At 43.7% G+C, this 22,411-nt stretch carries 32 protein-coding genes; 1 reads left to right on the top strand and 31 read right to left on the bottom strand.

Going from position 1 to position 22,411, the window contains the following annotated elements:
• Positions 1-25: 25 nt before the first annotated feature.
• From NST38_RS08510 to NST38_RS08490, 5 genes are all read right to left on the bottom strand, one after another.
• Positions 26-1,144, bottom strand: a complete 1,119-nt coding sequence (locus tag NST38_RS08510; protein WP_076252560.1) for a PTS fructose transporter subunit IIC — start codon at positions 1,142-1,144, stop codon at positions 26-28.
• 29 nt (positions 1,145-1,173) lie between these two features.
• Positions 1,174-1,491, bottom strand: coding sequence for a PTS fructose transporter subunit IIB (locus NST38_RS08505; RefSeq protein WP_017689749.1), 318 nt, complete (start codon positions 1,489-1,491; stop codon positions 1,174-1,176).
• Complete coding sequence (locus NST38_RS08500) at positions 1,491-1,946, bottom strand: PTS sugar transporter subunit IIA (protein WP_076252562.1); 456 nt, start codon at positions 1,944-1,946, stop codon at positions 1,491-1,493. The genes NST38_RS08505 and NST38_RS08500 overlap by 1 nt, the downstream gene beginning before the upstream one ends.
• A 235-nt stretch (positions 1,947-2,181) precedes the next feature.
• Positions 2,182-2,466 (bottom strand): hypothetical protein, encoded by a 285-nt coding sequence (locus NST38_RS08495; RefSeq protein ID WP_143781021.1) that lies wholly within the window; start codon positions 2,464-2,466, stop codon positions 2,182-2,184.
• 27 nt (positions 2,467-2,493) lie between these two features.
• Positions 2,494-3,063 (bottom strand): DMP19 family protein, encoded by a 570-nt coding sequence (locus NST38_RS08490; RefSeq protein ID WP_036610334.1) that lies wholly within the window; start codon positions 3,061-3,063, stop codon positions 2,494-2,496.
• 212 nt (positions 3,064-3,275) lie between these two features.
• On the opposite strand from NST38_RS08490, the gene NST38_RS08485 reads away from it, so the two are divergent.
• Positions 3,276-4,433 carry a glycosyltransferase family 4 protein gene (locus NST38_RS08485; protein ID WP_076252566.1) on the top strand — a complete coding sequence of 386 codons (1,158 nt, stop codon included), beginning with the start codon at positions 3,276-3,278 and terminating at the stop codon, positions 4,431-4,433.
• Between the two features lie 300 nt (positions 4,434-4,733).
• Here NST38_RS08485 and NST38_RS08480 read toward each other — a convergent pair whose 3' ends face one another.
• From NST38_RS08480 to NST38_RS08355, 26 genes are all read right to left on the bottom strand, one after another.
• On the bottom strand, positions 4,734-5,405 hold the full coding sequence (locus NST38_RS08480; RefSeq protein ID WP_076252568.1) for a DUF3298 and DUF4163 domain-containing protein: 672 nt from the start codon (positions 5,403-5,405) through the stop codon (positions 4,734-4,736).
• Positions 5,405-5,932: an NUDIX domain-containing protein gene (locus NST38_RS08475; RefSeq protein ID WP_256720083.1), complete on the bottom strand. Its 528-nt coding sequence runs from the start codon at positions 5,930-5,932 to the stop codon at positions 5,405-5,407. The genes NST38_RS08480 and NST38_RS08475 overlap by 1 nt, the downstream gene beginning before the upstream one ends.
• A gap of 240 nt (positions 5,933-6,172) precedes the next feature.
• Positions 6,173-6,835, bottom strand: a complete 663-nt coding sequence (locus NST38_RS08470; RefSeq protein ID WP_076252570.1) for an HAD family hydrolase — start codon at positions 6,833-6,835, stop codon at positions 6,173-6,175.
• Positions 6,822-7,283 (bottom strand): GNAT family N-acetyltransferase, encoded by a 462-nt coding sequence (locus tag NST38_RS08465; protein ID WP_076252572.1) that lies wholly within the window; start codon positions 7,281-7,283, stop codon positions 6,822-6,824. The genes NST38_RS08470 and NST38_RS08465 overlap by 14 nt, the downstream gene beginning before the upstream one ends.
• A 94-nt stretch (positions 7,284-7,377) precedes the next feature.
• Positions 7,378-7,548: a YHYH domain-containing protein gene (locus NST38_RS08460; RefSeq protein WP_101314950.1), complete on the bottom strand. Its 171-nt coding sequence runs from the start codon at positions 7,546-7,548 to the stop codon at positions 7,378-7,380.
• Positions 7,549-7,657: 109 nt separating this feature from the next.
• Entirely contained in the window at positions 7,658-8,434 is a 777-nt protein-coding gene (locus tag NST38_RS08455; RefSeq protein ID WP_076252574.1) for a Cof-type HAD-IIB family hydrolase, read from the bottom strand.
• Positions 8,435-8,516: 82 nt separating this feature from the next.
• Complete coding sequence (locus NST38_RS08450; protein ID WP_076252576.1) at positions 8,517-10,079, bottom strand: PH domain-containing protein; 1,563 nt, start codon at positions 10,077-10,079, stop codon at positions 8,517-8,519.
• The gene (locus NST38_RS08445) at positions 10,076-10,573 is read right to left on the bottom strand and encodes a PH domain-containing protein (protein ID WP_076252578.1); all 498 of its coding nucleotides are present in this window, start codon (positions 10,571-10,573) and stop codon (positions 10,076-10,078) included. Before NST38_RS08445 ends, NST38_RS08450 begins: the two co-directional genes overlap by 4 nt.
• A 335-nt stretch (positions 10,574-10,908) precedes the next feature.
• Positions 10,909-11,487, bottom strand: a complete 579-nt coding sequence (locus NST38_RS08440; protein ID WP_076252580.1) for a GNAT family N-acetyltransferase — start codon at positions 11,485-11,487, stop codon at positions 10,909-10,911.
• Between the two features lie 27 nt (positions 11,488-11,514).
• On the bottom strand, positions 11,515-11,937 hold the full coding sequence (locus NST38_RS08435; protein ID WP_076252582.1) for a hypothetical protein: 423 nt from the start codon (positions 11,935-11,937) through the stop codon (positions 11,515-11,517).
• Positions 11,938-12,040: 103 nt separating this feature from the next.
• Complete coding sequence (locus NST38_RS08430; protein WP_076252584.1) at positions 12,041-12,721, bottom strand: zinc dependent phospholipase C family protein; 681 nt, start codon at positions 12,719-12,721, stop codon at positions 12,041-12,043.
• Between the two features lie 137 nt (positions 12,722-12,858).
• A complete protein-coding gene (locus NST38_RS08425) occupies positions 12,859-13,638 on the bottom strand; it encodes a hypothetical protein (protein WP_076252586.1) in 780 nt (259 codons plus the stop codon).
• Between the two features lie 108 nt (positions 13,639-13,746).
• Positions 13,747-13,905, bottom strand: a complete 159-nt coding sequence (locus tag NST38_RS08420) for a hypothetical protein (RefSeq protein WP_162158967.1) — start codon at positions 13,903-13,905, stop codon at positions 13,747-13,749.
• A 176-nt stretch (positions 13,906-14,081) separates the two neighbouring features.
• Positions 14,082-14,381: an HIT domain-containing protein gene (locus tag NST38_RS08415; protein WP_306068593.1), complete on the bottom strand. Its 300-nt coding sequence runs from the start codon at positions 14,379-14,381 to the stop codon at positions 14,082-14,084.
• A gap of 36 nt (positions 14,382-14,417) precedes the next feature.
• Positions 14,418-14,861 carry an NUDIX hydrolase gene (locus NST38_RS08410; protein ID WP_370511434.1) on the bottom strand — a complete coding sequence of 148 codons (444 nt, stop codon included), beginning with the start codon at positions 14,859-14,861 and terminating at the stop codon, positions 14,418-14,420.
• A gap of 57 nt (positions 14,862-14,918) precedes the next feature.
• Positions 14,919-15,509: an HD domain-containing protein gene (locus tag NST38_RS08405; protein ID WP_076252589.1), complete on the bottom strand. Its 591-nt coding sequence runs from the start codon at positions 15,507-15,509 to the stop codon at positions 14,919-14,921.
• Positions 15,510-15,532: 23 nt separating this feature from the next.
• Complete coding sequence (locus NST38_RS08400; protein WP_076252591.1) at positions 15,533-16,372, bottom strand: GNAT family N-acetyltransferase; 840 nt, start codon at positions 16,370-16,372, stop codon at positions 15,533-15,535.
• A 53-nt stretch (positions 16,373-16,425) separates the two neighbouring features.
• Positions 16,426-16,878, bottom strand: a complete 453-nt coding sequence (locus tag NST38_RS08395) for a GNAT family N-acetyltransferase (protein WP_340389773.1) — start codon at positions 16,876-16,878, stop codon at positions 16,426-16,428.
• A gap of 40 nt (positions 16,879-16,918) precedes the next feature.
• Positions 16,919-17,812, bottom strand: coding sequence for a PhzF family phenazine biosynthesis protein (locus NST38_RS08390; RefSeq protein ID WP_076252593.1), 894 nt, complete (start codon positions 17,810-17,812; stop codon positions 16,919-16,921).
• A 77-nt stretch (positions 17,813-17,889) separates the two neighbouring features.
• Positions 17,890-18,432 carry a GNAT family N-acetyltransferase gene (locus NST38_RS08385; protein WP_076252595.1) on the bottom strand — a complete coding sequence of 181 codons (543 nt, stop codon included), beginning with the start codon at positions 18,430-18,432 and terminating at the stop codon, positions 17,890-17,892.
• Positions 18,433-18,459: 27 nt separating this feature from the next.
• Positions 18,460-18,975 (bottom strand): nucleoside deaminase, encoded by a 516-nt coding sequence (locus NST38_RS08380; protein ID WP_036610381.1) that lies wholly within the window; start codon positions 18,973-18,975, stop codon positions 18,460-18,462.
• A 95-nt stretch (positions 18,976-19,070) separates the two neighbouring features.
• The gene (locus NST38_RS08375) at positions 19,071-19,640 is read right to left on the bottom strand and encodes a histidine phosphatase family protein (protein WP_076252597.1); all 570 of its coding nucleotides are present in this window, start codon (positions 19,638-19,640) and stop codon (positions 19,071-19,073) included.
• Between the two features lie 14 nt (positions 19,641-19,654).
• Positions 19,655-20,146, bottom strand: coding sequence for an NUDIX hydrolase (locus tag NST38_RS08370; protein ID WP_076252599.1), 492 nt, complete (start codon positions 20,144-20,146; stop codon positions 19,655-19,657).
• 220 nt (positions 20,147-20,366) lie between these two features.
• Entirely contained in the window at positions 20,367-21,206 is an 840-nt protein-coding gene (locus NST38_RS08365) for a hypothetical protein (RefSeq protein WP_076252601.1), read from the bottom strand.
• A 66-nt stretch (positions 21,207-21,272) separates the two neighbouring features.
• The gene (locus tag NST38_RS08360; RefSeq protein WP_076252603.1) at positions 21,273-21,782 is read right to left on the bottom strand and encodes a hypothetical protein; all 510 of its coding nucleotides are present in this window, start codon (positions 21,780-21,782) and stop codon (positions 21,273-21,275) included.
• A gap of 276 nt (positions 21,783-22,058) precedes the next feature.
• Entirely contained in the window at positions 22,059-22,406 is a 348-nt protein-coding gene (locus NST38_RS08355) for a hypothetical protein (RefSeq protein WP_076252605.1), read from the bottom strand.
• Between the last annotated feature and the right edge of the window lie 5 nt (positions 22,407-22,411).

The raw sequence follows: 22,411 nt of genomic DNA, 5'->3' as shown, positions 1-22,411 counted from the left end.
CTCTATATCCCTCCAGATGCTTTTTTTAGTCAAAAACGAGTTCTATTTCTTCCCCGTTTTTCTTCACTGAAGCTTCCTGAGTCTTGGCAGGCTGTTTCTCTTCTTCATCGCGGAAGTTCACCAACATGGTGCCACCCGCCACGATCAGTGCGCCGACAATGCCTCCGGCAAGGTACGCGATTGGGGTACCTACTGACACAGCTCCATATAAGCCGCCAATTGGTGGCATGATGATATGTGCTCCCAGCAGTGCAGTCAAGGCAGCGCCCGTTGCACAGGCAAACATGTTGACCAGAATCATTTTGGCAGGGTTACGCAGTGTGAACGGAATTGCACCTTCCGTGATACCGATCACACCCATAATCACTGCACCTTTTCCCGCTTCCTGATAGGTTTTGGAAAAACGTTTCTTCATCAGCAATGTTGCCAAACCATAACCAAGCGGCGGAATGCAGATGGCAATATTAATGAAAATATTCGGCAGATAGACACCGGACAGGAACAGGGCATTGCCTGCCATCCATGCCGCTTTGTTGACAGGTCCACCAAGATCGAACCCGATCATCGCTCCCAGAATAATAGCAAGTAGGATGGTATTCGTTCCGCTCTGGCTCATGTTTTGAACCCAAGCAATAAGATACTCATTCAGTGCGCCCAGCGGGCCACCCAGAATGACCGCCATCAGAAATCCGGTTAAACCTACGGTAATCAGCGGTAAAATGATTAACGGTACCGAGCCAGCGGCTGGACCTGTAATCTTGACTTTGTTTTTGACCCACAAGGTGATGTATCCGGCAAAGAAGCCTGAGATTAATGCGCCCAAGAAACCGGCGTTGGTCTGCTGTGCCAGCACCCCGCCGATCAGACCTGCGGCCAGGGCAGGTTTGTCGGCAATCGAGTAGGCAATGTAACCGGACAGGACAATCGTCAATAGTCCGATGCCGCTCCATCCTACATTTTGCACGAGATATAAAATATGCAAGAATCCGCTTCCATCCTTGTACGGATCAAGATCGGTAATGCCCATCGATAGTGCGATAATTTTACAGATGGCAACGACCAGGGAACCCGCGATAATGACCGGCAGCAGATAGGAGATACCTGTCATTAGATGTGTTTTTGCTTCACCAAACCATTTTCTCATCGTACTCTCTCCTCATGTGGAAGGTGGGGTTAAGCTTGTGCGTTCACAGCCTCGACGGCTTTGGTTAATACCGCTTCTGCCTGACTTACGGCATGACCAATTTTGACACGTACGACTTTTTTATCGCCAAACCGATCCATGTCCTTCACCGTTTGATCCGCTGCAATCAGTACAAAATTCGCTGCAGCAATATCTTCTTCCGTCAGCTTATTGACTTGTCCCATGGCTCCCTGCTGTTCCACTTTGATCTCATATCCCAGTTGCTGAGCTGCTTTCTCCAATGCTTTGGCGGCCATCGGGGTATGGGCGAGACCTGCGATACATGACGTTACACCTACGATTTTCATTATGACACCAGTCCTTCCGTATATTGATGAAGCAACGCATATACATCTTCCGGCTGCACCGCTTCCGCGATGGCCTCTTTGAATGAATCTTCCAGCAATAAGGTGGCAAGTGAAGAGATAATTTGTAGATGGGATACGTCTACACGACCTTTAGGCACAAGGATGGCAAAAATATATTTTACCGGCTTGCCGTCATGAGATTCCCAATCAATGGGCTCACGCAATCGAATGACCATCACTGCCGGACGTGTTACAACTTCACTCTGGGTATGGGGAATTGCAAAGTGATCCTGAAGTCCGGTGGAGTAGACACGTTCGCGTTCCCACAGATCAGCCGCAAGTTGTGCACGGTTTGTAGTGATGCTGTAACGCTCTGCCTCCGCAGATATAAAATCAAATACGTCCTCTTTGCTATGCAATGTCTGATCGAGATAAATCTGATTGGTTGTAATCATGATCTCTGTCTCTCCTCCTCTCTCTATCCAAAACGATAAGCGCTTACAAGATCATTGTAACGGATTCTTCCTTGACCTTGGATCTAGAAAATTTCCCCTTCGAAGCGGAAAAACATTAGCCATAGCAAAAACCCTGAGTCTAATAGACTCAGGGCAGTTGTAAATGAGTTTCAATTGATATGCTACAAAGGCAACGTAAGTAAGTACAGAACATGGACTCTAAGCGGATAAAACATCAAGAACGCTGTGTCCAACGCTGCATTCCTGATCGAAGACCGTAATATGCGGCGGCTAGCAAAATAAATCCGGAAACAGCCATAATCATGGATGTTGTATCCCATTGAACACGGCTTCCAAAAGCAATCTTGGATTGCAATGGGGTAACAGAAGAAGCGGTGTTCGTAAGATCAGGTACATAATTCATGGTCATGATCATGCCTTGAACGACATTCCAAGCTACAAAACCGATGATGAATAACAAGGTAACCAAAAAGGATTCCAGCGCTAATCGTTTGTTCATGATTGTCATTTTGCCTCCTCTTCCCACTCAATTAGACAAAACGTGTTGCATCTCCTGTTTCAAACGTTCTTTATTTTCGTCCACATATTGATACAGCAGGTCAAAGCTTTCTTCGTTATCCGATTGCATGCTCAAATTCGCGGCTTCCAGTTCAATCTGCTGTAATACCTCATGAATCTGTTCCCCGTGTGTTTGCAGGCTTGTCGTGATGTCATCTTCGGACAGGCCATTCACATTATCTCGTAATTGCCCTTGGGTTACGCCGCTTTTGGACAACATCTGCTCTATCTTCTTCAGGATCACGGTATCTGCATCATTGCCGATCCGCTCCATAGCTGTTATCGTCTCACCCAGATACTGCCCGCTGGCATTTTCAAGGAAACCAGTCATCCCGTTCATGGACAGCTCGGTATCCAGATCAATGATTAGAATGATATCTCGCAATACTTGCGGAAGTTCCGACCCACTTTCTCGAATCGTCGCAAATTCAGCCCGATAAAGGTCCATGGCAACACTCCCCACCACTTCTTCACCTGACATCTCTTCAAGCTGATCAAGTGGTAACAACTCCTGCAATTCTTCTTGTAACTTGTTCATCTTTCTCTGCCTCCTGTATCTCTCTTTCTATATATACGCCGACACGTTATTACATCATAGCAGAATACGCTATACAAATTGAAGTTATGGAAGTTTACATGTTCGTGGCGAAGTCATTTTACAGGGAATATCATCAAGTTAACGTGCACTTGACCTCGGGAAAATGTTCCGCTGTTATGATCTTGGCATCACGAGTCTTGGGAGGGGTAATGATGCGCCTGGCCTTGTTCACAGACACCTATCTTCCGGAAACCAATGGTGTTGCTGGCACGCTCCACCGCTTGAGTAACCATCTGAACCGCAGAAGAATTGAACATCTGCTGTTTACTCCGAACTCCGTCATTGAAGGAAGCCATGAGACTCAAGTCCGATCGGTTGCCAACATCCCTTTTTTTCTGTATCCCGAATGCCGCATTGCTCTACCCAACAGAGCAGACACACACAAGCAGCTACAAACCTTTCAACCCGATCTGTTGCATATCGCCACGCCTTTTAATATGGGGCTGCTTGGTCTGAGGTATGCGCTCAAACACCATCTTCCGCATGTTGTCTCCTACCATACCCACTTCGATCGTTATCTCGAATACTACCGGTTGAAAAGTATGATTCCTCTCTACTGGAAGTATATCCAGTGGTTCCACCGTGCCTGTGATGCAACCCTAACTCCATCGCAGGAAACGTTAAACACCCTGCAAACCCAAGGCATTCAGCGTCTGAAACTTTGGTCTCGCGGGATTGATTGCAACCTGTACTCCCCTGATAAACGCAGCTCGGATATCCGTGAACGATACCACATCACCGCTCCCCTTATTCTACTCTACGTTGGACGCATTGCCCCGGAAAAAGATATCGCTACACTCACGACTACCATGCAGCAGTTGCCCCAGGAAATGCAGTCCCGTGTACACTGGATCATCGTTGGCGACGGCCCATCTCTCCCGAAAATGCGTCTGCAATCCCCACCCAATGTCACCTTTACAGGTTATATGCATGGCGAAGAACTTGCTGTTATGTATGCTTCGGCAGATCTGTTTGTGTTTCCTTCCTCTACGGAGACATTTGGCAATGTGGTACTGGAAGCGATGGCTTCAGGACTCCCTGTGGTGGCGGCCAATGCTGGAGGTGTAAAGGATCTGGTATCCCACCATCGCAATGGTGTGTTATTCGAGCCAGGTCAGGCTGATGCACTGATTCGGGAGATATGTCTCTGGGGAAATCACATGAACCAATTGAGGATGATGGGACTGGAAGGCAGAAAGCTGGCTGAGCAGCGGTCGTGGGAGCATATTTTTGATACACTGATCGGGGATTATGAGGAAGCGATAGAACATCGGAACAGACAAACGAAAGATCGAATTATTACAGCATAATTTGACGAACTGAGTTTCTTCCAACAACCCATAACAATCGCCTCTGCCCTATGCTAAATTAAACCGGTTCGCTCGTTCAGGCTGCCATAGCATTTACACTCTGCTACGGTCAGCCTGAAACATGTTTCCAATACGTTTCATAACAAAACCTCCTTCTTGGAATGGGTTAAGCTATTTATTCCGTATGTAGAAACATAGAAGCCGAAGTTATTGAAATTATTTAGAGTATTTTGAATGATTGTATAAATAGAAAAAGACATGACCTCATTGAACTGGATCATGCCTTTTATTACAAACAATCTATTGGTTGAATTTACTGAACGGGACTTTGATATCTACAAACCCTTTAGCGTAGGGTGCAACCTCATAAGGGTGGAATCGGATGACGATACCTTTGTCATATAAAAAGAATTCAGATGTTTGATCAAGCTGAAAATCATAAATATTTTCTTCAAAAATAGAAACTCCTGCATTATACATGGCTAATAGACTGTTGGAGATTGATTTCTCTACTTTCTCCATTTGAGTATCGTCTTTAACATACTTGCTTAGCTTCAGTTCTTTCCCCGTTCTTAAATCATAGTTATATGATTTTGTCGCATCCATTCCATGTGCTCCGCCAGTGTACACATGATCTTCATATACCACAGATAACTTTTCTTTTGCATTGTATTTTACACTGGCCATGGTGATGTAGAAATATTTTTTGTTTGATTTCTTTTCTTCTTTGTCCAGGCGAGCTGCTTTCACTGCGTGGAGTTTAAATGTCTTGTTCAGTTTATCCGTCACAGATTTATTACCACCTGTTAGATGTATGTATGGCTGTCCTTTGTAATATTGGACCTTCGTTTTCACTGTAATCGTGCTGCCTGCCTCCACATGACTACTCGGAAGAATGATAGCAATCAGTACAGTGATCAACAGGTAATTTATCCATCTCAATTTTTTTCTTTCCATTCTATATTTCAACATTATCGATTAACCCCCTTTGGCTCAAATGATAACGTTTCCTGCATTCTGTTCCATATTACCTGTGGAGTGTTCTTTAGGTCTGTTCCGCTCTGAACGTTGCCAATCCAGATGTCCTCTGCTCCTGGGTGTTGTAAATAGTGCCTAAGCGTTGCTTTGATCAGAATAGACGAATTTAAGTCCAACACCTCATCCAGTGGTATCCAGAATAACTCGCCTTCATCCGAGGGCACAAAATGTCGATGCGTCGTCTCTCCGAAATATACAAACTGTTGCCAAATCTCACCACCGTTAACTTCCAACAGAATATATCGAAGCCGAAAGTGTTCGACATCCTCTTGCGTGAACCCGGTCTCTTCTTCAATCTCCCGATAGTTGGCGGTCATGGGTGTGTTCAGTTCCCCTTGTTCCAGATGTCCGCCAATGCCACCCCAGAATTCAAAATCAAACAATCTGCTACCCGCCTTCTTCATCATCAGCATGTCTGAGCCATTGCTCAAAAACGCTGTAGCCATCTGTCTAATTTCCATATGTTCCTCGCTTTCCAAACTGGGATTATAGGAGTCTTTATCTATTTAAACTGAACTAAAGAATATTTACACTAGCCACTCCGATGACAGAACAACCTTCCGATCGCTGTTATCCCCAGATTTTTTGATTCCTTTCCTAAAGGGTAAATCCGGGGATAAAGGCGACCGCTCCGCTTCTTCAGGTTATTTCTGTCCTCTACGTTTTGTGTAAATGTTATATTCAATTTATATAACCGCCTTCTACAGCAATTCCTTTAGCTCACTTAGATGCTCAATCGTATGTAAAGGACTAGTTTTAATCCTGTCCTGCCACGGCTGGTTGACCTTCATCCAGATGGTGCTCATGCCTACGCTTGCTGCTCCTTCAATATCGTTCACCGGATGATCGCCAATGTAGATGCATTGCTCTGGGCTTAGACCGAAATGATCTAGCGCAAGCTGAAATATGCGTGGATCGGGCTTTTTGACTCCAGCCTCTTCTGAAACAATAATATGGTCGTAATCATCCCGGATACCGAGTTGATCGATCTTCCCATACTGAATATCGGTCTGCCCATTGGTAATTAACCCGGTTTGATATTTCCCCCGAAGATGCTGAACGACTTCTCGCGCCTGTTCCATCAGAACTGAACTTCGCACATACTCTCTGCCATAGAACTCCATCAGTTCTGCATGTGGCGGATACTCTGCCCAAGGCAGTTCATTCAACAACTCGTTGAACAGAAGGGGTTTGTCCTTATAACCATCCTGGTCGAGTTCAATAATTCGTTTGCTTATATCTTCGGTTGACTCAAGGTGACCAAAATAGGTTTTAATCAAACTCTGCGTGAAGCCGTCAAAGGTCATTGTTCTGTTCAGAATTGTATTGTCCAAATCAAAAATAACGGCTTTAATATGATCCATCTTTCTTCTCCCCCAATTCTAGTACATGCGTTATCTTCTCCATACTCGTCACTTCTCTAAATCCCAAGTCGCGATAAAAAGAGCCGGCAACCGGTTGATCCGTGTACAGAACCAGTCGAGCGTAATGTTTTTCCGCTTTATGAATAACCGCATCCATCAGCCTGCGCCCAACCCCATGTCTTCGAAATTCTCTCATCACATAAAGCCTGCGAATTCTTCCGGTATCAGTCACTTCAGAATAAGGATCTCTGTTCAGACCGCAGATCCCAACCACCTTATCGTGCACTCTGCATTCAAAAAGCGCTTCATCTTCTTGCTCGAATGTATTGATTCCTGTCTCATATTCATGGATTAATCGCTCGATATGTCTGAACCCCTCACTGGAGCTTTCGACCAGCATCGCCACTAAATCGTCATGATTCCACACCGATATCTCCTGTATTTGCATGGTGTAACCGCCTCCATCATTTTAAATCAATGGTACACATGCAAACCCAACCATACATTGAACGATGGCCGGGTTTATCTTGTACAGCTCATTCTCATTTTTTCTTTTTGTGAAAGTGATAACCCGTGCACAGACCCTTTTGTTTGGATTTGGCTGAACAGTTATGTCCACCGTTCTTATCCAGTCTGCCTGGATGAGCATAAGCGGAAGAGGATACACCAACAAGTACGACAAGAGACAGGATTACGATAACAACCTTTTTCATAAGTCACCCTTCGATCAACACCCTATGCTTTAGGGCTTAATACGTGCTATATCATTCTACAATAAAATCCACAATTTGGATATCCTTCATCTTTTTAGCCGATCCATTCTCATAAAATCTTAAATTGCTTCAATGCATGGGTGACTCCATCTTCACTTGCCCGCAGGGTGACATAATCGGCGCTTTGTTTAATTCGTTCTCCGCCATTTCCCATCGCAATTCCGATTCCCGCATACACTAGCAGATCCACGTCATTCTCCCCATCGCCAAAGGCCATTGTATCCTCTCTGGATATCTTCAGGTAGTCGAGAACTTTCTCTGCGGCTATAGATTTGCTGACTTCGCTCGCTTCCAGCACATTCACTACATACGGATGGAATCTCACGAATCGTAAGGAAGGAAATCTGGATTGGAATTTCTCCGTCTCCGCTTCATCCGCATATAAACAAATGCAATATACGTCCTGTTCCAACATGCTGATTTTCTGTGGGGAATCCATAAGTCCAAGCGTATCTCTTAAAGCGTCAGTAACACGACCATCTGTTGTACACAACCCGTTCGTCTCAAATGACTCTGTAAAATATGAAATACTGTGCCCCTGCAACTCGGCAAACTCACTGAATGCTCTAACCATCTGTGCTGAAAGTACAGACTTATGTATCACTTCATCACCTGCTTTGATCAATGCCCCATTAGCCGAAATGATTGTATCGATTCCGAGATTTCTGAATTCTTCGCATAAATTATAGGGCCTGCCTGTGACGAGTACAACTTGAACGCCTTTACGAATCAATTCCCGGATCGACTCAGCTGTACGCGGTGATAAACTCCGATCTATTTCGCTCAGCAACGTACCGTCCACATCAAAGAATACAGCTCTAATCAAAATTTACTTCCTCCTCTGTCTTCAATTAAAAAGAGCAAGCACAGAATAACCTTGTGTGGTCTTCCTGCACTTGCTCTTGCAATTAACGGGTCTGAACATCTTGGGTACGACCCATGTACCATGATTGAAATGATTTGGCCGTATCCAGGGAAATGTCATGTGCCCGATGATGCAGTACTGGCTTGGCGCGGTTTACCGTATGAATGGAAGCCACACCGAACCAACGCTGTAACACATTACGGGTGATCTGCACTTCGATGACTTTCTCACGTTTGGAGATGAAGAGGGTTGAAGTGAGCGCACCGGTTCGAAGTTGAATGAAATTCTGATGCAGAATGTATCGGGTATGGAAAAAGTCCATCACTCTGCATGTTGCAATCCACACGAGCAGAATCGCGGAAATCACCCACCAGGCATGTTTCTGCCCAAACACCAATGGTTTGAAATACCACAATAAACCCGTAATTATGATCCACCCCCAGCTTGGTTTGAGCAGGCGCAGCCATAGTGATATTCGTGGAAGTTTTTCCATCTCCTGCGTAACCCGATAGGATGGCAGGATCTCCTCAATCAGGGTATAGGCTTGCTTCACAGGCAAGAAAGGATAGAGCGAGTTCACCTCCTGCTCGGATTCCCCCAGACTACCTGCAGTGGTCAGTTCTACTTCCGCTAATCCAAGCAGCCTTTTCATCGGTGACTGTGTAATTTTCACGGCCTGGACTCGCTCTTTCAGGATTGAAAATGACGTTTGCTCCATCATGCCCTTCGAGATATAGATCCGTTTGGCATCCGAGGTGATCTGGAAATTACCATACTTTACGAAGGTTCTGACTATGCCCAGAGCAATAGATATAATCAATAAAACTAAAATCATCAAACCGGCAATCCACCAGGAATCAAGCCAGGTTAATAACAAACTTTCCGTTACTTCTTCATCAGGGAAGAAGTCCTTCACCCAGGAATAGAGCGTAGCCAGGACCGGAATCAGTACGAGAAAGCTGAGCGAGGTAAAGGATGCTTTGAATATGTCCTTGCGGGTGGAATGATAATGAACAACCCGTTCCTGTTTTTCTTTTGCAGGCAGAGACATGACTTCATCAGTTATAAAAGGTTCGGATTGCGCCTCTCCCTCTTCCATAACCTGAACTGCATCCAACCTATCATGTTCCTCTGTTGCTCCTACTGTTTTTGCTTCTTCAGCCATATGACCTGCTACAATCTTCTCCAGCTGTTCCGCTTCGGAAAGTGAAACAACGTGTAACTGAAAGGTAGCATCTTCTCCCTTAATTCCGGTCTCGAATCGAATCGACGTCACCCTGAATAACCGATGAAACAACGTTGTATGACGATTCACATTCTGGACCTTCGTATAAGGTATCGTTCTTCGGGTACGGTTAAACACACCACTATAGATATGAAAGGCTGTATCGTCTGCTACATAACGCGAGGTGAACCACTTCAGGATCATGGACAGGATGCTAATGGAGACACCTACATAAAAAGCGATTCTTCCATAGAATATCCATTGGGACTCCGAGCCCTGACGGAAAACAAACAAAAAAAGGACGATAGCGAACCAATTCTTTACCCGTTTCCACAAGCTCCACAGCATGGTTAATGGATGATGTCGCTTCATATCGATCATTCATCCACCTCATTAATCCGCGCATAGGACGCAATCTGATGACGGAGTGCAAGTGCGACTTCCTCTGGCAATGCCGGGATTTCATGCGATGAACCCATCGTGCCAACCGATACGGAATAGAGTCCATATTTTCGCATTAAAGGTCCCTGATTTGTTGTAACCGATTGCACTTTCGCCATGGGGATGATCTGATGTACCTTGGTTAGCGCCCCACGCTTCAGTTGCAGGAACTCCTCATTCACATCATAGTACCAATGCTTGTATAACCATGAAGGCTGGATGAAAATATCCCACACCGCATAGAGCACAGATATGGCCGTAACGCCCCACAACAACCACCCAATCCACGTCTTCCATCCATAGATGGAGTCGAGTATTAACAGTACGGCAAGGATCAGGAAACCTATTGCATTCCATATGATGGCGCTAATTCTCCACAGGTTTACTGCATGAGGAGATAACCGTTGCTCGGGTGTATTCCACTGAATTGACATATGTTCACTCCTTTTTTCCTCGGGTACATAAAAACCACATGATACAATGTACGAACAATCGTCCACGATCGATGCAAAAAGATAAAGAGATGACCCCTATACAATACAGGTCGTCATCTCTTTTGTTCATTTCATTTTACTTTAGTGCATGTTCAAAAAGACTGGTTTTCAGTACCGAGAAGATGGGATGAAGCTAGAAATGGAGTAGCGGAGCGTAGGGAAAACTACGTGAGCAACTACAATGTTTCCTCAGGAAACATACTTCGTAAGCCTCCCGCTTATTTCGGCTGAATTCCATATTCGATGCTGATGATGCCACTAGGCATCCTTCGTAATCAAAAGCGGGCTTTTTGAACAACCTCTATAAAATCCTGTACTTCACACAGCCAAACCATATGATCTGTTCCTTCGCCCCAATAGTTGTTCGCCACCACATAGGGTTCACCGAATTTGCGTTGCCACTTCTTCTGTGCGATCTGGTAACCGCTATCCAGGCAGAATTGCTGAATTCCCAGCCGTTGCAGTTCACTAACCAGTGCAAGAATGAGCGCCGAACCAACCCCCTGTCCTTGAACCTCGGGCAACACATACAGGCTACCCAGTTCTCCGGTATCGTTCAGCCGGCCCTCTGTACATTCTCGAATCTCCTTACCACACGGTCCATACGAGATTGTGCCTACAATAACATCTCCCATTTTGGCGACGAGGAAAAATACACTTGCTTCGATGTTGTCCTTTGCTTGCAGTGCCTTGCGAATCATCACTTTTTTGTGTGTTATTTCACCCTGAATATCATCCAGAAGCGAGCCTATTCCCTCCTGATCAAATGCTGCGGGGATGGTTGTCTCGAACACCTGATACACTCCATCTGCATCCGATCGCGTCAAAGGTTCAATGGTAATTTTGTCATCCACAGGTTCTTCTCCGTCCCATATACCTTCTTAATCTGTACGTCGCTGAATCAGCCTTCTTAGTTGATTCGAATCCTCAAGAGGAATGCTATATCCAGTGTTCGTGTCTTCAAGGTTTACTAACAGGCCTTGCATCTTGGGATCCATTCCTAATGAAAAATCATACCGTGTTATCGAGCTGTCCGCATTTGTTATGCTCATGTCGTACTGTGCACTATAATTGAGAATACCCGGCATACGCTCTGCCTTATGTATTGCCTCCATCACGATCCGTATCTCATCAGATCGATCAAACTCAACATCTTGACATGGTTCCAAGGTGAGGTCTGGATTACACGTTAAGGTGATCAACAGAGGAAGCCCCTCTTCCGCGTTCGATTCATTCGGTTTACTGCACCCTGCAATGAACGTGGCAATGACAAATACGAGCAACACTCCTACATATTTCACCATACTGCGTGCCTCCCTGACTTAGTATTAAATAAACTAGTAATGAGTAGAGAAGTAATAAATACAGTATATAATGAAATGACTCAACTGCACTAACTATCTATATTCATATCAAGTTACGTAACTCCGGGTCCCATGAAGACAACATAGCTATCAGTCGCTCTACGGTCTCTTCCACAAATACCTGAACTCTCTCACCCGTGATGAACTCAGGAGTAATTCCCGGTTCTTCCCCATTAAGAAAAGAAAACGTGTGGTCCCGCCAGCGCACAATCTCATCAGCAGTTAAACGACCCGTCATGTCATAACCTGGTGAACTGTTGAGCACCTGCCATACCTCTTCGCTCCAACTCGAACCTTGATAGAGATTGAAATCGATCTGGTCCGTCTCCTGGTAATATAAACGCGCTAGTTCATCCTTCGATCTGCTACTGCCTATATGTTGATCTACCTTGTTGACCCGTTCGACGAATTCGGGATGCACACTACGGAACCAGTAATAATCTGTTAGCACATGCATAAAGTATCCTCGCACAAACCACTTCCATCCTTCATCGGTAAGTTGTTGCATATAGAATGAGTAAAGATCCTTCAATTCACCAACGTAATCTCCATCATCTTTTGGGTTGAAATGGGTGTATTCCTTATCATCTCTGGTTGTACCTTCGCGCATATGTATGGAATCTGGGGCGATATTCCCCAGATATAATGAACCTCGATCAGCCTGAATTTGCAGCGAGTCTGCAATCAGATTAGCAATATTGAGATGAACCATAGGTAACGGCATAGAGTTGATCTCCTTTTATCGGGAAGTATTCTACTATACTTAATAAAAAGAAACGATATAACCTACTGGTGCAACGCAGATCACTGGAATAGTGAGACTTCGCTAGGTTCCACCTTTTTTTCACCGTAGATGCGTGATTAACCCTGAATTCTCTCCACTTGCATGCGGTCAAACAGTTGCTCCAGATCCGTGTGGTACTCCGGATGCTCCTTCACAAGCAGACTAATATATTCCGACCCACACTCATAGAACATCAAGCGGTTAAACGGAGCAGTGTCTCCCATATGATTGCTTTCCTGCCCGAATTTTGCCCGAATCAGATTCTCAATATAACGCGCGTAACCCTCGTTCCACTCCAACCAGCTCCAATACTCGGCTTGTTCTTCATTTAATGAAGTGAACAACGCCTTTCTAGCTGTGTGTACTTGCGTCAGGTCTTTACTCTTCAAAGCTGACAACAATGAGTTTATCCGCTCCACAACGATTTCATCTTCGTACGGAAATTCATAATCCAGTTCCCATGTTACGCGCTTCAGCTCGTCCATTTTATGCTTAATTTGAAGACGGTTGACGATCCGCTCATCATATTTCTCATATATATAACAATGAACATATTCGTGGAACAGATAAACTTTCTGCTCCAGATCTTTGAACGCTGTATCCGTTACAATCGCACACATTCGTCCGTTCATATGATGCACCGGCATCGCAGCAAGGCATTCATCTGGAATATATAAATCGTCCGGTACCGTCTTCACCCACTCATATTGTTGCGTTTTGGACGAATAATCATAGATATATAATAAAGCTTCATAGGCTACAACCACTGGATAATGTTCTGCAAACAAAGGATGTATGCTAACCAAGTCTTTCTGAAGCTCGTTTAACTTGTTAATTTGCTCTAAAAAAGCATCCATGTCATTAACCCTCTCTTTACTGGATTGATGCGTTAATCATACTAGATCAGGAAAGATAAAACACTGAGAGAAAAATGATAATTCTGTTCGAGTGTGAGATGGTGAACGTTAAAAACGCTCTCCCCGTTTCTCATACAGGTAGATATCCAGTGCCTGAATCCCACGCCGGGCCAGCTTAATAAACAAGATCAGCGCATACACGCCCAGTCCATATAACAACACATTAATCAACATTGCAAATATCGTAACTATAGAACCAACCATCATTATAATTCCTCCTATTTTACCCTTTTAAATCATCACTCCCTATTCTAGCATATTTTTCCTTAGTTAACTTTTTTGGTAGATGTGAGAGTTGTTAGGTATGCTTATTGTTTCAAAACAAAAAAACTTCCACATCCGTATGTGAACGGTGGAAGTTTTTTAATCTGGTATACAGTTTCCTAAGTTCGCTCACCACTGACTATATGCCAATGCTGATGCTTCGAGTCTTGATAACTGCCCAAGTTAGTTATAATCTTCGACGAGCCTGTCTGAGCTAACAAGTCAGCAGCAATCTTTTTAATGACACGCATCATTTCTAAGAGTAGTTCATCATTATTCTCTTCCTCTTCTGAAATGAAGGACTGAATATGAATCTTGGGAATCACCACGATATGGTGTTCGTAGTATGGTCGGGTATGGTGATAAGCCATAACGTTATTTGTTTCCATGACAACTTTGACTTGAATTTTACCACTCACAATAGAAGTCCTGCGTCATAACATACCCTCCTCTTACTAGTGAGTTCTAATATATCCTGCCTTCTTCAACACATATTCCGTAAACGGATTGATCTCAGGGATCGGCTGATTCAGATCAAAATATCGGAGTTCCAGCCCTTCATCATCCAAAATGGTTGGGCTGCCCTTGATACCTGAAGCTTCATAAACAGCCATGACGTTGTAAACTTCATCACCATGTGGATACTGATAGTACATGTCCTCACCTGAAAAAATGCTAATGAGTTTGAATGATTCCGCTCTCAGTCCGGCCTCTTCATACAATTCCCGCGCAGCTGTTTCCTCCAAAGACTCCCCGGGTTCCATGGATCCCCCAAGTGTCCCCCAATCCAAGCTATCTGTACGTTTTTGTAGCAACAGGTGACCTTCCTCGTTGAACACGAGTACACATGAGCCCGCCATAATTAGAGGACGCGGGCCCACCAGTTTTCTTAGCTCCATGATATATCCCATCCATGCTTCTCCCCCATCTTCAAAGTGCATACGTGAAACCTACCCTTATGATTTGGTCAAGATTCCCTGATCTACGGATTTCTGAATAAGCTGCTGCGCATACTCCCACAATGTTTCGGAACCGTTCGCAATCTCACGGTTTCTGTTTAATACCTGATCACTTGTAATGTTATATTTCTGCCACGTATCTCCCTCATTCTGATGATTATGTATCAGAGGCTGCAACCGATCCAGAGATGAGGCAAATTGTGCTTCAGGCGTCTGCTTTGCTTCAAACTCTAACCATAATTGGAGTAGTTCTTCAGCCTGTTCCTTAGGCAACATACCAAACAGCCGATGAGCTGCTTTGAGTTCACGATCATATTTATCCGTGTGTCCCACCGTATCATAAGCGAACGTATCTCCGGCATCAATCTCGACCAGATCATGAACGAGAAGCATCTTAATGACTTTGAGGATATCCACATCCTTGTTGGCATGACTCTGCAAAACCAAGGCCATCATCGCCAGATGCCAGGAATGCTCCGCATCATTTTCAAGTCTCTCACCGTGCATAATTCTCGTCTTTCGTTCAATCGTTTTGAGTTTATCAATCTCAATGAGAAAGTGAATCTGATCCTGTAATGATTCGCTCACAGCACATCCTCCTTCATACCCATCTATGTGGATAGATCATACCAGTAAACTCTATAGTTAAAATCGAGTGACATCCCCACACCTTTTGCCAGACGAATTGAGCCTGTATTGTCCGGTGAACAATCCCAATACGGATGTATACCTACACGACTGCATTCTTCCACAAAAGCTTTTGCCACCATCGCACCATAATTCCTTCTTCTGTAGACTTCAACCGTTTCAATATCAACCGCATGTGTCTGATCTGCGATAAATGCCGAAAAGCAAACACTCGCGATATCATCGTTATGCACTGCAATATAGCCAAAGCCATGTTGTAAAAAATCATCTATTGTCTTCCAAAAGTGAGATATTTTATCTTTCAGGAATGGAGAATTGTTATATCTTTTCTCTCCTAATAGTACTTCATCTATCCTGAGAATTCTGACTTTCTCGTCCTGTGAAGCACATATGTCGAGAGGTGCTTGCTGACTTATCGAATTTGGATTCAACTTGAATACATGCTGAATATCACTGGAGATATCTCTTTTCCCGGAGATGTGCCGAAGAAAATCTTCCCAGGCTTCGTCCACCACACCAATTTCAACAGCATGCATATGTAAGTCCAATAACTCAGGTTCAATACGTTCCCGCATGTACTCTTTCAATTCATTCAAAAAGGGTTCACTTCGAGAATCTCCGATCAACTGAAAACCAGATTGTCCATGTACCCAAATTAGAGCTGCTGTGATATTCTCTGCATCATCTACATATATCCGTCCCGGGTTCAAGCCAGACGCCACCGCCTTGACTTCAATATTCTGACACGAGTCCGTGAGATGTTTTACTTTGTGGAAATCATGTTTATTAATCTCGGTAATCATAGGTTCATTCCTCCCGAATTCAAGACAAAGCCATAAAGCGTGTGTAACCTCTATCAAATCGTATATTCATAGATTCTCGTCTCTTCATCATCGAGCAGATATCCTTTGCCGATATAGGCCCAGTTATTTTTTTCATAATAATCAGTCAGATCAGTACATAAATACAGCTTGTCATACCCTTTTGCTTTCACCTCATTTAATGCATGGGTCTGAAGTTGTCCACCCAGATTTCGGCCCCGATATTCTGGATCAACATGAAGACATGCAAACCAGGGAAAGAGATCCTGCCTGCTATTCAGATCACTTCGCAACAAAGCGTACCCACCGACAATTCGGTCTCCGTCCAACATCACATAAAATCTTGGCACATCACTCTCTGTATCCACAGAACGCTCTATACAATCCCGATAGAAATGGAAGCTTGATTCCGAGCCCCATTGTTTCCAGAAATACTGTACTGCTTCTTGCATCACGTCCGGCTTCTGCCGAATATCAATAATTTGCAAAATGTTAATCTCCCTTCGCGCTTTTTGCTTTCGTATATGATCAAATGTCCAATTCAACGTTTAGTTCACGCACAAATACAGCTGTCCCCTTCATTCTGACATCCATATCCTCACCATCCCGAATCACACTCACTTGAACCTTTCCATCTCTTCCAATCTCATGCCCTTGCTCTATCACAAACTGTACCTCATCAATCTCTGGTTTCACATAGGTTAAATAATAAGCACCCATCACCCCGGAGGCTGTTCCAGTCACTGGATCTTCCGTCGTACCAGAGTAAGGTGAAGAGAAATGTCTGGCATGCATCATCGCATCGGAATCACGGGTTTTGAAACAAAAGGGGTGTAGGGAAGCTTTGGGATTCTCAATTAAAATTTCAGGGAACAGGGAAGAATCCGGTTTCATTTTAATAAAAGAGTTCAAATCACGAATCGGGATTAATACCGTCCAGGTTCCCGTACTTCCATAAACGATTGGAGTTGAAAGGTCAACATCATCCAGAGTGAGATTGATGGCGCTTACCAGCTTCTCGATATCCCCCTGGAATGGTATAAACTGCGGCTGATCCTGTTTCATTTCCATGTAAATGGTGTCGGCATTGCGCTCAAATCGTATGGGTAATGTACCTACATTGGTTTCAATTGTGATTAACTCGCTGTCACTTAACATCCCACGCGTCTTCAAACCATACAGTGATGCCATTGTGGCATGACCACACAGATTAATCTCATGTCCCGGTGTAAAATAACGTAATCTGACGTCAGCTATTTCAGAGTTCAACACAAATACTGTCTCATTAAAACCAACCTTATAAGCGATCTGCTGCATCTCCGTCTCACTGAAATGATCCGCATCAAAAACCACTCCTGCCGGGTTACCTTGACCCGGAACGGTAGAGAAAGCATCATAATGATAAACCGTAATTCTCCCCATGGTTATAACCACCTTTGCCCTAATTTACGAGAAACACAACAGAACCAACGTAGTCATCTTATTTCCTCCCGTACCTATTAGACTGACTTAAATTCTCTATCCAAAATCGAGAAAAAGTACTGGTCTGTCCACTGATTGTTCCACCATAGTTCTTCCTGGTAGACGGCCTCCCGTGTCATACCCACATGCTTCATCAGTGCTGCTGAGCGAACGTTTTGTGAATTGCACATACCGACGACCTTATGAGCTTGTAACTCTTGAAACGCAAATTGTAACAAAAGATGTGTAGCCTCGCTCCCATACCCGTTGCCTGCGTATTCCGAAAGCACACCGTATCCAAGTTCCCAGCTTTTTCGGTAATCCACATAACTCCACATCTGAACAATACCAATGGGTGTATCTTCCGGATCATTCAAGCGGCGTATAACAAAATCATAGGCATACGGTTTCTCATCTGCGACAGCAAAATGGCTGCCATATTTCTCACGGACCTTTTCCTCATCCGTTTCAACAGTTTCCTCAAAGCTCCATATATTTGTGTCACATTCAAGTTGACATATGAAGTCGAGGTCCTGCTCTGTGACTGTTGTTATTCTTACCTTCTCTCCCACGAATTCCATGTGTATTCATCCCCTTTATAAAAAAGATCATTGCTTCGGAATCTCCCACTCTGTATTAAGCACACCTCTACCAATATTCCATTTGGCGAGCAAAGCTCTCTGTCTGTTTTCCAGATCAAGATAGGGTGCTGCAACACAGGATAACGTGTCAAACATATGGATAAAATGAGGCCCTTCCTTGAAACGTCGAAGTCCGCCATATTCTTCATCATCCGCTGCCCATACAATCTTTTTAATACCCGACATTAATATGGTACAAGAGCACATAGGACAAGGTTCACAGGTAGTATAAAGCGTCAAGTCTTTCTTCTTCGAGAATTTCTTCTTCTCTACATCCAGCAAATGTTTTCCTGCCCGACGAATGGCATCCACCTCAGCATGTGCGGTGGGGTCGCAATCCGAGAAAACTCGGTTCCTGCCTTTACTCACGACAATCCCATCCACATCCACGATTATCGCACCAATCGGATACGTTCCTTCAATAAGTGATTGTTCTGCTTCTTCCAGAGCCAAAGTTAAATATTCATAATCCGATAACTTCATTTGAAAGTCCCCCTAAGTACAGTTATAGACCACCTACAAAACAGACTCCTTGTGCAATGTGTAATAGAAGAGATTGACGGAATCACCTTTAATCGTTAAACGTTTCGGATTGTGTACTGCCCGGCTTCACCCAGAAAATCACTTTTGGTTAACTCTTTTTCTCCGAGTAACATCCTGTAGTTCGATATCGTACCGTCATGTGAAATGATAAACGTATTGCCGCTCTGTTGCCTGCACCATTCAAGAAGCTTTTCAGCTAATATCTGGAACCGATCTGCATCCATCTGATTAATACTTTCTTCCCAACAATCCAACCCCAAATTAAGCATTCTTATGTCAGTATACTGATGGCTGAACTCTTCCTTGGAATAGATCTGATCACAGACGAAAGGTACAAACTCTGGATTCTGAAGAAACATTCTTGGGCCAACCAGCGGGCTGAAGAACACAAGATTTTTGTTAGGGGTTAGGAGTTGTGCTGTTTCAATAGTACGTTTCGTTGGACTAACCAAAATGACGTCTTCAGGCGCAAAAACCACTTGTTTACGCAACGCTATAACCTGACTTTTTCCCAATTCAGTGAGGCCCGGATGCTGACAATTTAATTGATTTGGGTAATCCATCAAGTGTTCGCCATGACCATGACGAATAAATGTAATGTCCATAGGCACCTATTCCTCTATTTCTGAATGAAGTGTTTGATGCCTTTTGCATCAAGAAGGTTAGTCAGTTCCTTTTTCAAAAACACAGGATATACTTCCATCCGCTCCAGTTCGTCCAAGGAAAACCATCGGAAGATTAACTTACCGTTATCCTCTAGACCTTTGAATTCAGTTTCACTATATAGTTTATGGGCTTCCGGCAATGTGATGAGATAATAAAAGCCAACTTCATGATACTTCAGGCCATCATATTCAAAGAAATCTTCACTAACATATGCGAGCCTTTCCGCTTCTACATGAACACCCAGTTCCTCCATCATTTCTCGTACAATAGCCGCTTCTGTTGTCTCGTTTAATTTCACCCGACCTCCGGGCAGATTCCAGAAATCATCCTGTTCAGTCGTATGCAAAAGAACTCTTCCCGCATCCATCACAATACCTGCCACACGGAAGTTGAATTTGTTGTTATTTTGTTCATACGATACATTATTGTTATCTGCAGTGGTCATCTCGCTGACCATCCATCAGCAAATCCGTCCATGAATCCCATGATGAATGAGGGAATGATGAGTACGAGCAATAAAATTAAACTGGCTATGCCCCATCTAAGAATTACTTTCCGTTTGCTTCGAACACCGATAATAATTAAGATTGCGGTTATTGCAATTAAGGCTACTCCATAAAATGTCATAAAACTGACCTCCGGTATGTATTCGTATTTCATTAAGGTTACTGCAGAATCTTTTCTAGCTTGTGCCTACAAGCCTCGCGGTCATAATCCGAATTATCCAGCCATACCTTATCCATCTGAAGTAACCCATAGATTTCGGACTCCAGCTTCTTTCTTTCCTGCAAAACCTGTACCGTACCCTCAACACCCTGATAACCCTGTGCCTGCCCCAAACCCTGGTTCGTATAGTAATTAATGAATCCCTCTGACCATTCTTTTGGTCTTTCACTAACCGCCTTATCAAATGTATAGGATATATCTTTCTGGTCGATATAGATGAGAAGCGGGTTCAGAGCATGAATGATACACCCAAGTTCCAATACATACTGCACGTTTTGCTCTTTGGATTGATTGCATTTTACAAGACCCATGGTTAGTGGATTCTGGATAAAACAACATTCAAATATCGTGATGCAGTCATCATTCGTTCTTAACACGTTTTGGGAGAAATCTTGCCACTTCCTGGTGATCAGCTTAACATTTTGCTCAAAAGGAATTTCGTAAATATCTCGTCTGAAAATATCCTGTACAATGTGATCGGGAAGCTCTATTCCCCATTGCTCTTTCATCTTACGGTATGGAATCAGGAAGCCTTGATCATAGGCAATCGCATTGCTTTCCAGAACCTCTCTGTAATCTTCATGCGTGCCCAATAAAGCCTCGAAGTCTCCTGCATAATAAAAAGATACGCCCTCGTAATCAGCAGGGTGATCCAGGTTCCCTTCTTGAAATAGTTGTACCTCTTTGCCTTGTCCTATCAAAATTTCGGATACCATTTTGGCAACCGTTGATTTGCCTGAACCCGGTAACCCTTCAATGAGTATTAATCGCCTATCCATCATTACATCATCCTTTAGGTTGTATAAAATTTTCAGCTCCATGATCAAGACAGTGTTCTACTGTGCTTAATCAATGTCTGCAAAAATCCATTGCGCGTTATCGCCATCTTCTTTCTTTTTCCAAAACACCATCGTATTGCTATACTCTTCGTCGTTCTCATTTATCTCATTAACTATCACCACTGCCTGATAGAGTTTCCTTTGCTCCTGTATAGTGATATCGCTCATGGAAGTAACCTTGAGAACTTTGTATCTTCCCATACCTGATATAGGAGATTCAGGATCAATCAAACTCATATATGCTATTTCATCCTTTTCGTATAAATAACGTATACGGGCATTCATAAGTTTGACGATTTCCAATTTGTCACCGGTATAGTTTGTTTCATCGAGATACTCTGGTGGGATGTCTTCCTTCTCATGGGATGTCGATATTTCTTCATCCTGTTGTGTCTCTTTTGCTGTGACACTTTGAGCCAAGGAATCTATTGATTGTTGTGCATCTTCAGTGTTTTCCTGGTTCTGACAGGCCACCAGAAGTAGAAATAATACTGAAACTACGGTTAACTTTTTCATAATCAGCCCTCCATTTAGTCATGGATAACACTCCCCTGGTAAAGACCTTAAATGACTTTTATTTAAAATAGAGACTTCCTATGTATGTAAAATTTTCTCTCAAGGTACATCATAACCCATAATGTGGAATTTGCGAATAAACGAAGTAAACCATCTCTGTTTCTATCGCATTTCGCGCAAAAAACCACGCTTCTCTGCACGAGTTACATCATGCAAAGCGCGTGGTTAACAGCAGAACTTTCACTCAACTTTTGTAACTGTCCACAATCAATCTACCTATCTATCAAATAACATATTTATTATGCCGACCGCTTCAATCTGGATCTCTTTTTCTTCATTATCCGAGAAAAGGTAACTATATGTTGAAAATATTCCCATATGCAGTATATGTCCACCTTTATAATGAAGCGTCTTTTCTTCACCGTCGATCGTCTGCGTAAACGTCCTGCCTTCATTCACATCATACGAAGAATGGATGTTATGTTCAGTTGCAAGCCATGCGACAAAATCTTCTTCGTTTGGATTGGTCATGACTAGAATAACGAACAGAACAACAAGCACAACAATGCCCGTTCTTAGTCCTCCGCCCCTCTTGCTACCATGCTGCGTGTTCTCACGCTCCATCCCGC

Origin of the sequence: Paenibacillus sp. FSL H8-0104 (assembly GCF_038050215.1) — a bacterium.
In the GTDB taxonomy this organism is placed as follows: Bacteria; Bacillota; Bacilli; order Paenibacillales; family Paenibacillaceae; genus Paenibacillus; species Paenibacillus amylolyticus.
The sequence above is the reverse complement of the archived record's forward strand: the minus strand, read 5'-3'. Positions and strand labels throughout refer to the sequence as shown.

Coding starts and splice junctions, on each gene's coding strand:
- NST38_RS08510 (WP_076252560.1), bottom strand. CDS start 1,144: ATGAGAAAATGGTTTGGTGAAGCAAAAACACATCTAATGACAGGTATC.
- NST38_RS08505 (WP_017689749.1), bottom strand. CDS start 1,491: ATGAAAATCGTAGGTGTAACGTCATGTATCGCAGGTCTCGCCCATACC.
- NST38_RS08500 (WP_076252562.1), bottom strand. CDS start 1,946: ATGATTACAACCAATCAGATTTATCTCGATCAGACATTGCATAGCAAA.
- NST38_RS08495 (WP_143781021.1), bottom strand. CDS start 2,466: ATGAACAAACGATTAGCGCTGGAATCCTTTTTGGTTACCTTGTTATTC.
- NST38_RS08490 (WP_036610334.1), bottom strand. CDS start 3,063: ATGAACAAGTTACAAGAAGAATTGCAGGAGTTGTTACCACTTGATCAG.
- NST38_RS08485 (WP_076252566.1), top strand. CDS start 3,276: ATGCGCCTGGCCTTGTTCACAGACACCTATCTTCCGGAAACCAATGGT.
- NST38_RS08480 (WP_076252568.1), bottom strand. CDS start 5,405: ATGTTGAAATATAGAATGGAAAGAAAAAAATTGAGATGGATAAATTAC.
- NST38_RS08475 (WP_256720083.1), bottom strand. CDS start 5,932: ATGGAAATTAGACAGATGGCTACAGCGTTTTTGAGCAATGGCTCAGAC.
- NST38_RS08470 (WP_076252570.1), bottom strand. CDS start 6,835: ATGGATCATATTAAAGCCGTTATTTTTGATTTGGACAATACAATTCTG.
- NST38_RS08465 (WP_076252572.1), bottom strand. CDS start 7,283: ATGCAAATACAGGAGATATCGGTGTGGAATCATGACGATTTAGTGGCG.
- NST38_RS08460 (WP_101314950.1), bottom strand. CDS start 7,548: ATGAAAAAGGTTGTTATCGTAATCCTGTCTCTTGTCGTACTTGTTGGT.
- NST38_RS08450 (WP_076252576.1), bottom strand. CDS start 10,079: ATGATCGATATGAAGCGACATCATCCATTAACCATGCTGTGGAGCTTG.
- NST38_RS08445 (WP_076252578.1), bottom strand. CDS start 10,573: ATGTCAATTCAGTGGAATACACCCGAGCAACGGTTATCTCCTCATGCA.
- NST38_RS08435 (WP_076252582.1), bottom strand. CDS start 11,937: ATGGTGAAATATGTAGGAGTGTTGCTCGTATTTGTCATTGCCACGTTC.
- NST38_RS08430 (WP_076252584.1), bottom strand. CDS start 12,721: ATGCCGTTACCTATGGTTCATCTCAATATTGCTAATCTGATTGCAGAC.
- NST38_RS08425 (WP_076252586.1), bottom strand. CDS start 13,638: ATGGATGCTTTTTTAGAGCAAATTAACAAGTTAAACGAGCTTCAGAAA.
- NST38_RS08420 (WP_162158967.1), bottom strand. CDS start 13,905: ATGATGGTTGGTTCTATAGTTACGATATTTGCAATGTTGATTAATGTG.
- NST38_RS08410 (WP_370511434.1), bottom strand. CDS start 14,861: ATGGAGCTAAGAAAACTGGTGGGCCCGCGTCCTCTAATTATGGCGGGC.
- NST38_RS08400 (WP_076252591.1), bottom strand. CDS start 16,372: ATGATTACCGAGATTAATAAACATGATTTCCACAAAGTAAAACATCTC.
- NST38_RS08390 (WP_076252593.1), bottom strand. CDS start 17,812: ATGGGGAGAATTACGGTTTATCATTATGATGCTTTCTCTACCGTTCCG.
- NST38_RS08385 (WP_076252595.1), bottom strand. CDS start 18,432: ATGGAATTCGTGGGAGAGAAGGTAAGAATAACAACAGTCACAGAGCAG.
- NST38_RS08380 (WP_036610381.1), bottom strand. CDS start 18,975: ATGAAGTTATCGGATTATGAATATTTAACTTTGGCTCTGGAAGAAGCA.
- NST38_RS08375 (WP_076252597.1), bottom strand. CDS start 19,640: ATGGACATTACATTTATTCGTCATGGTCATGGCGAACACTTGATGGAT.
- NST38_RS08370 (WP_076252599.1), bottom strand. CDS start 20,146: ATGACCACTGCAGATAACAATAATGTATCGTATGAACAAAATAACAAC.
- NST38_RS08365 (WP_076252601.1), bottom strand. CDS start 21,206: ATGGATAGGCGATTAATACTCATTGAAGGGTTACCGGGTTCAGGCAAA.
- NST38_RS08360 (WP_076252603.1), bottom strand. CDS start 21,782: ATGAAAAAGTTAACCGTAGTTTCAGTATTATTTCTACTTCTGGTGGCC.
- NST38_RS08355 (WP_076252605.1), bottom strand. CDS start 22,406: ATGGAGCGTGAGAACACGCAGCATGGTAGCAAGAGGGGCGGAGGACTA.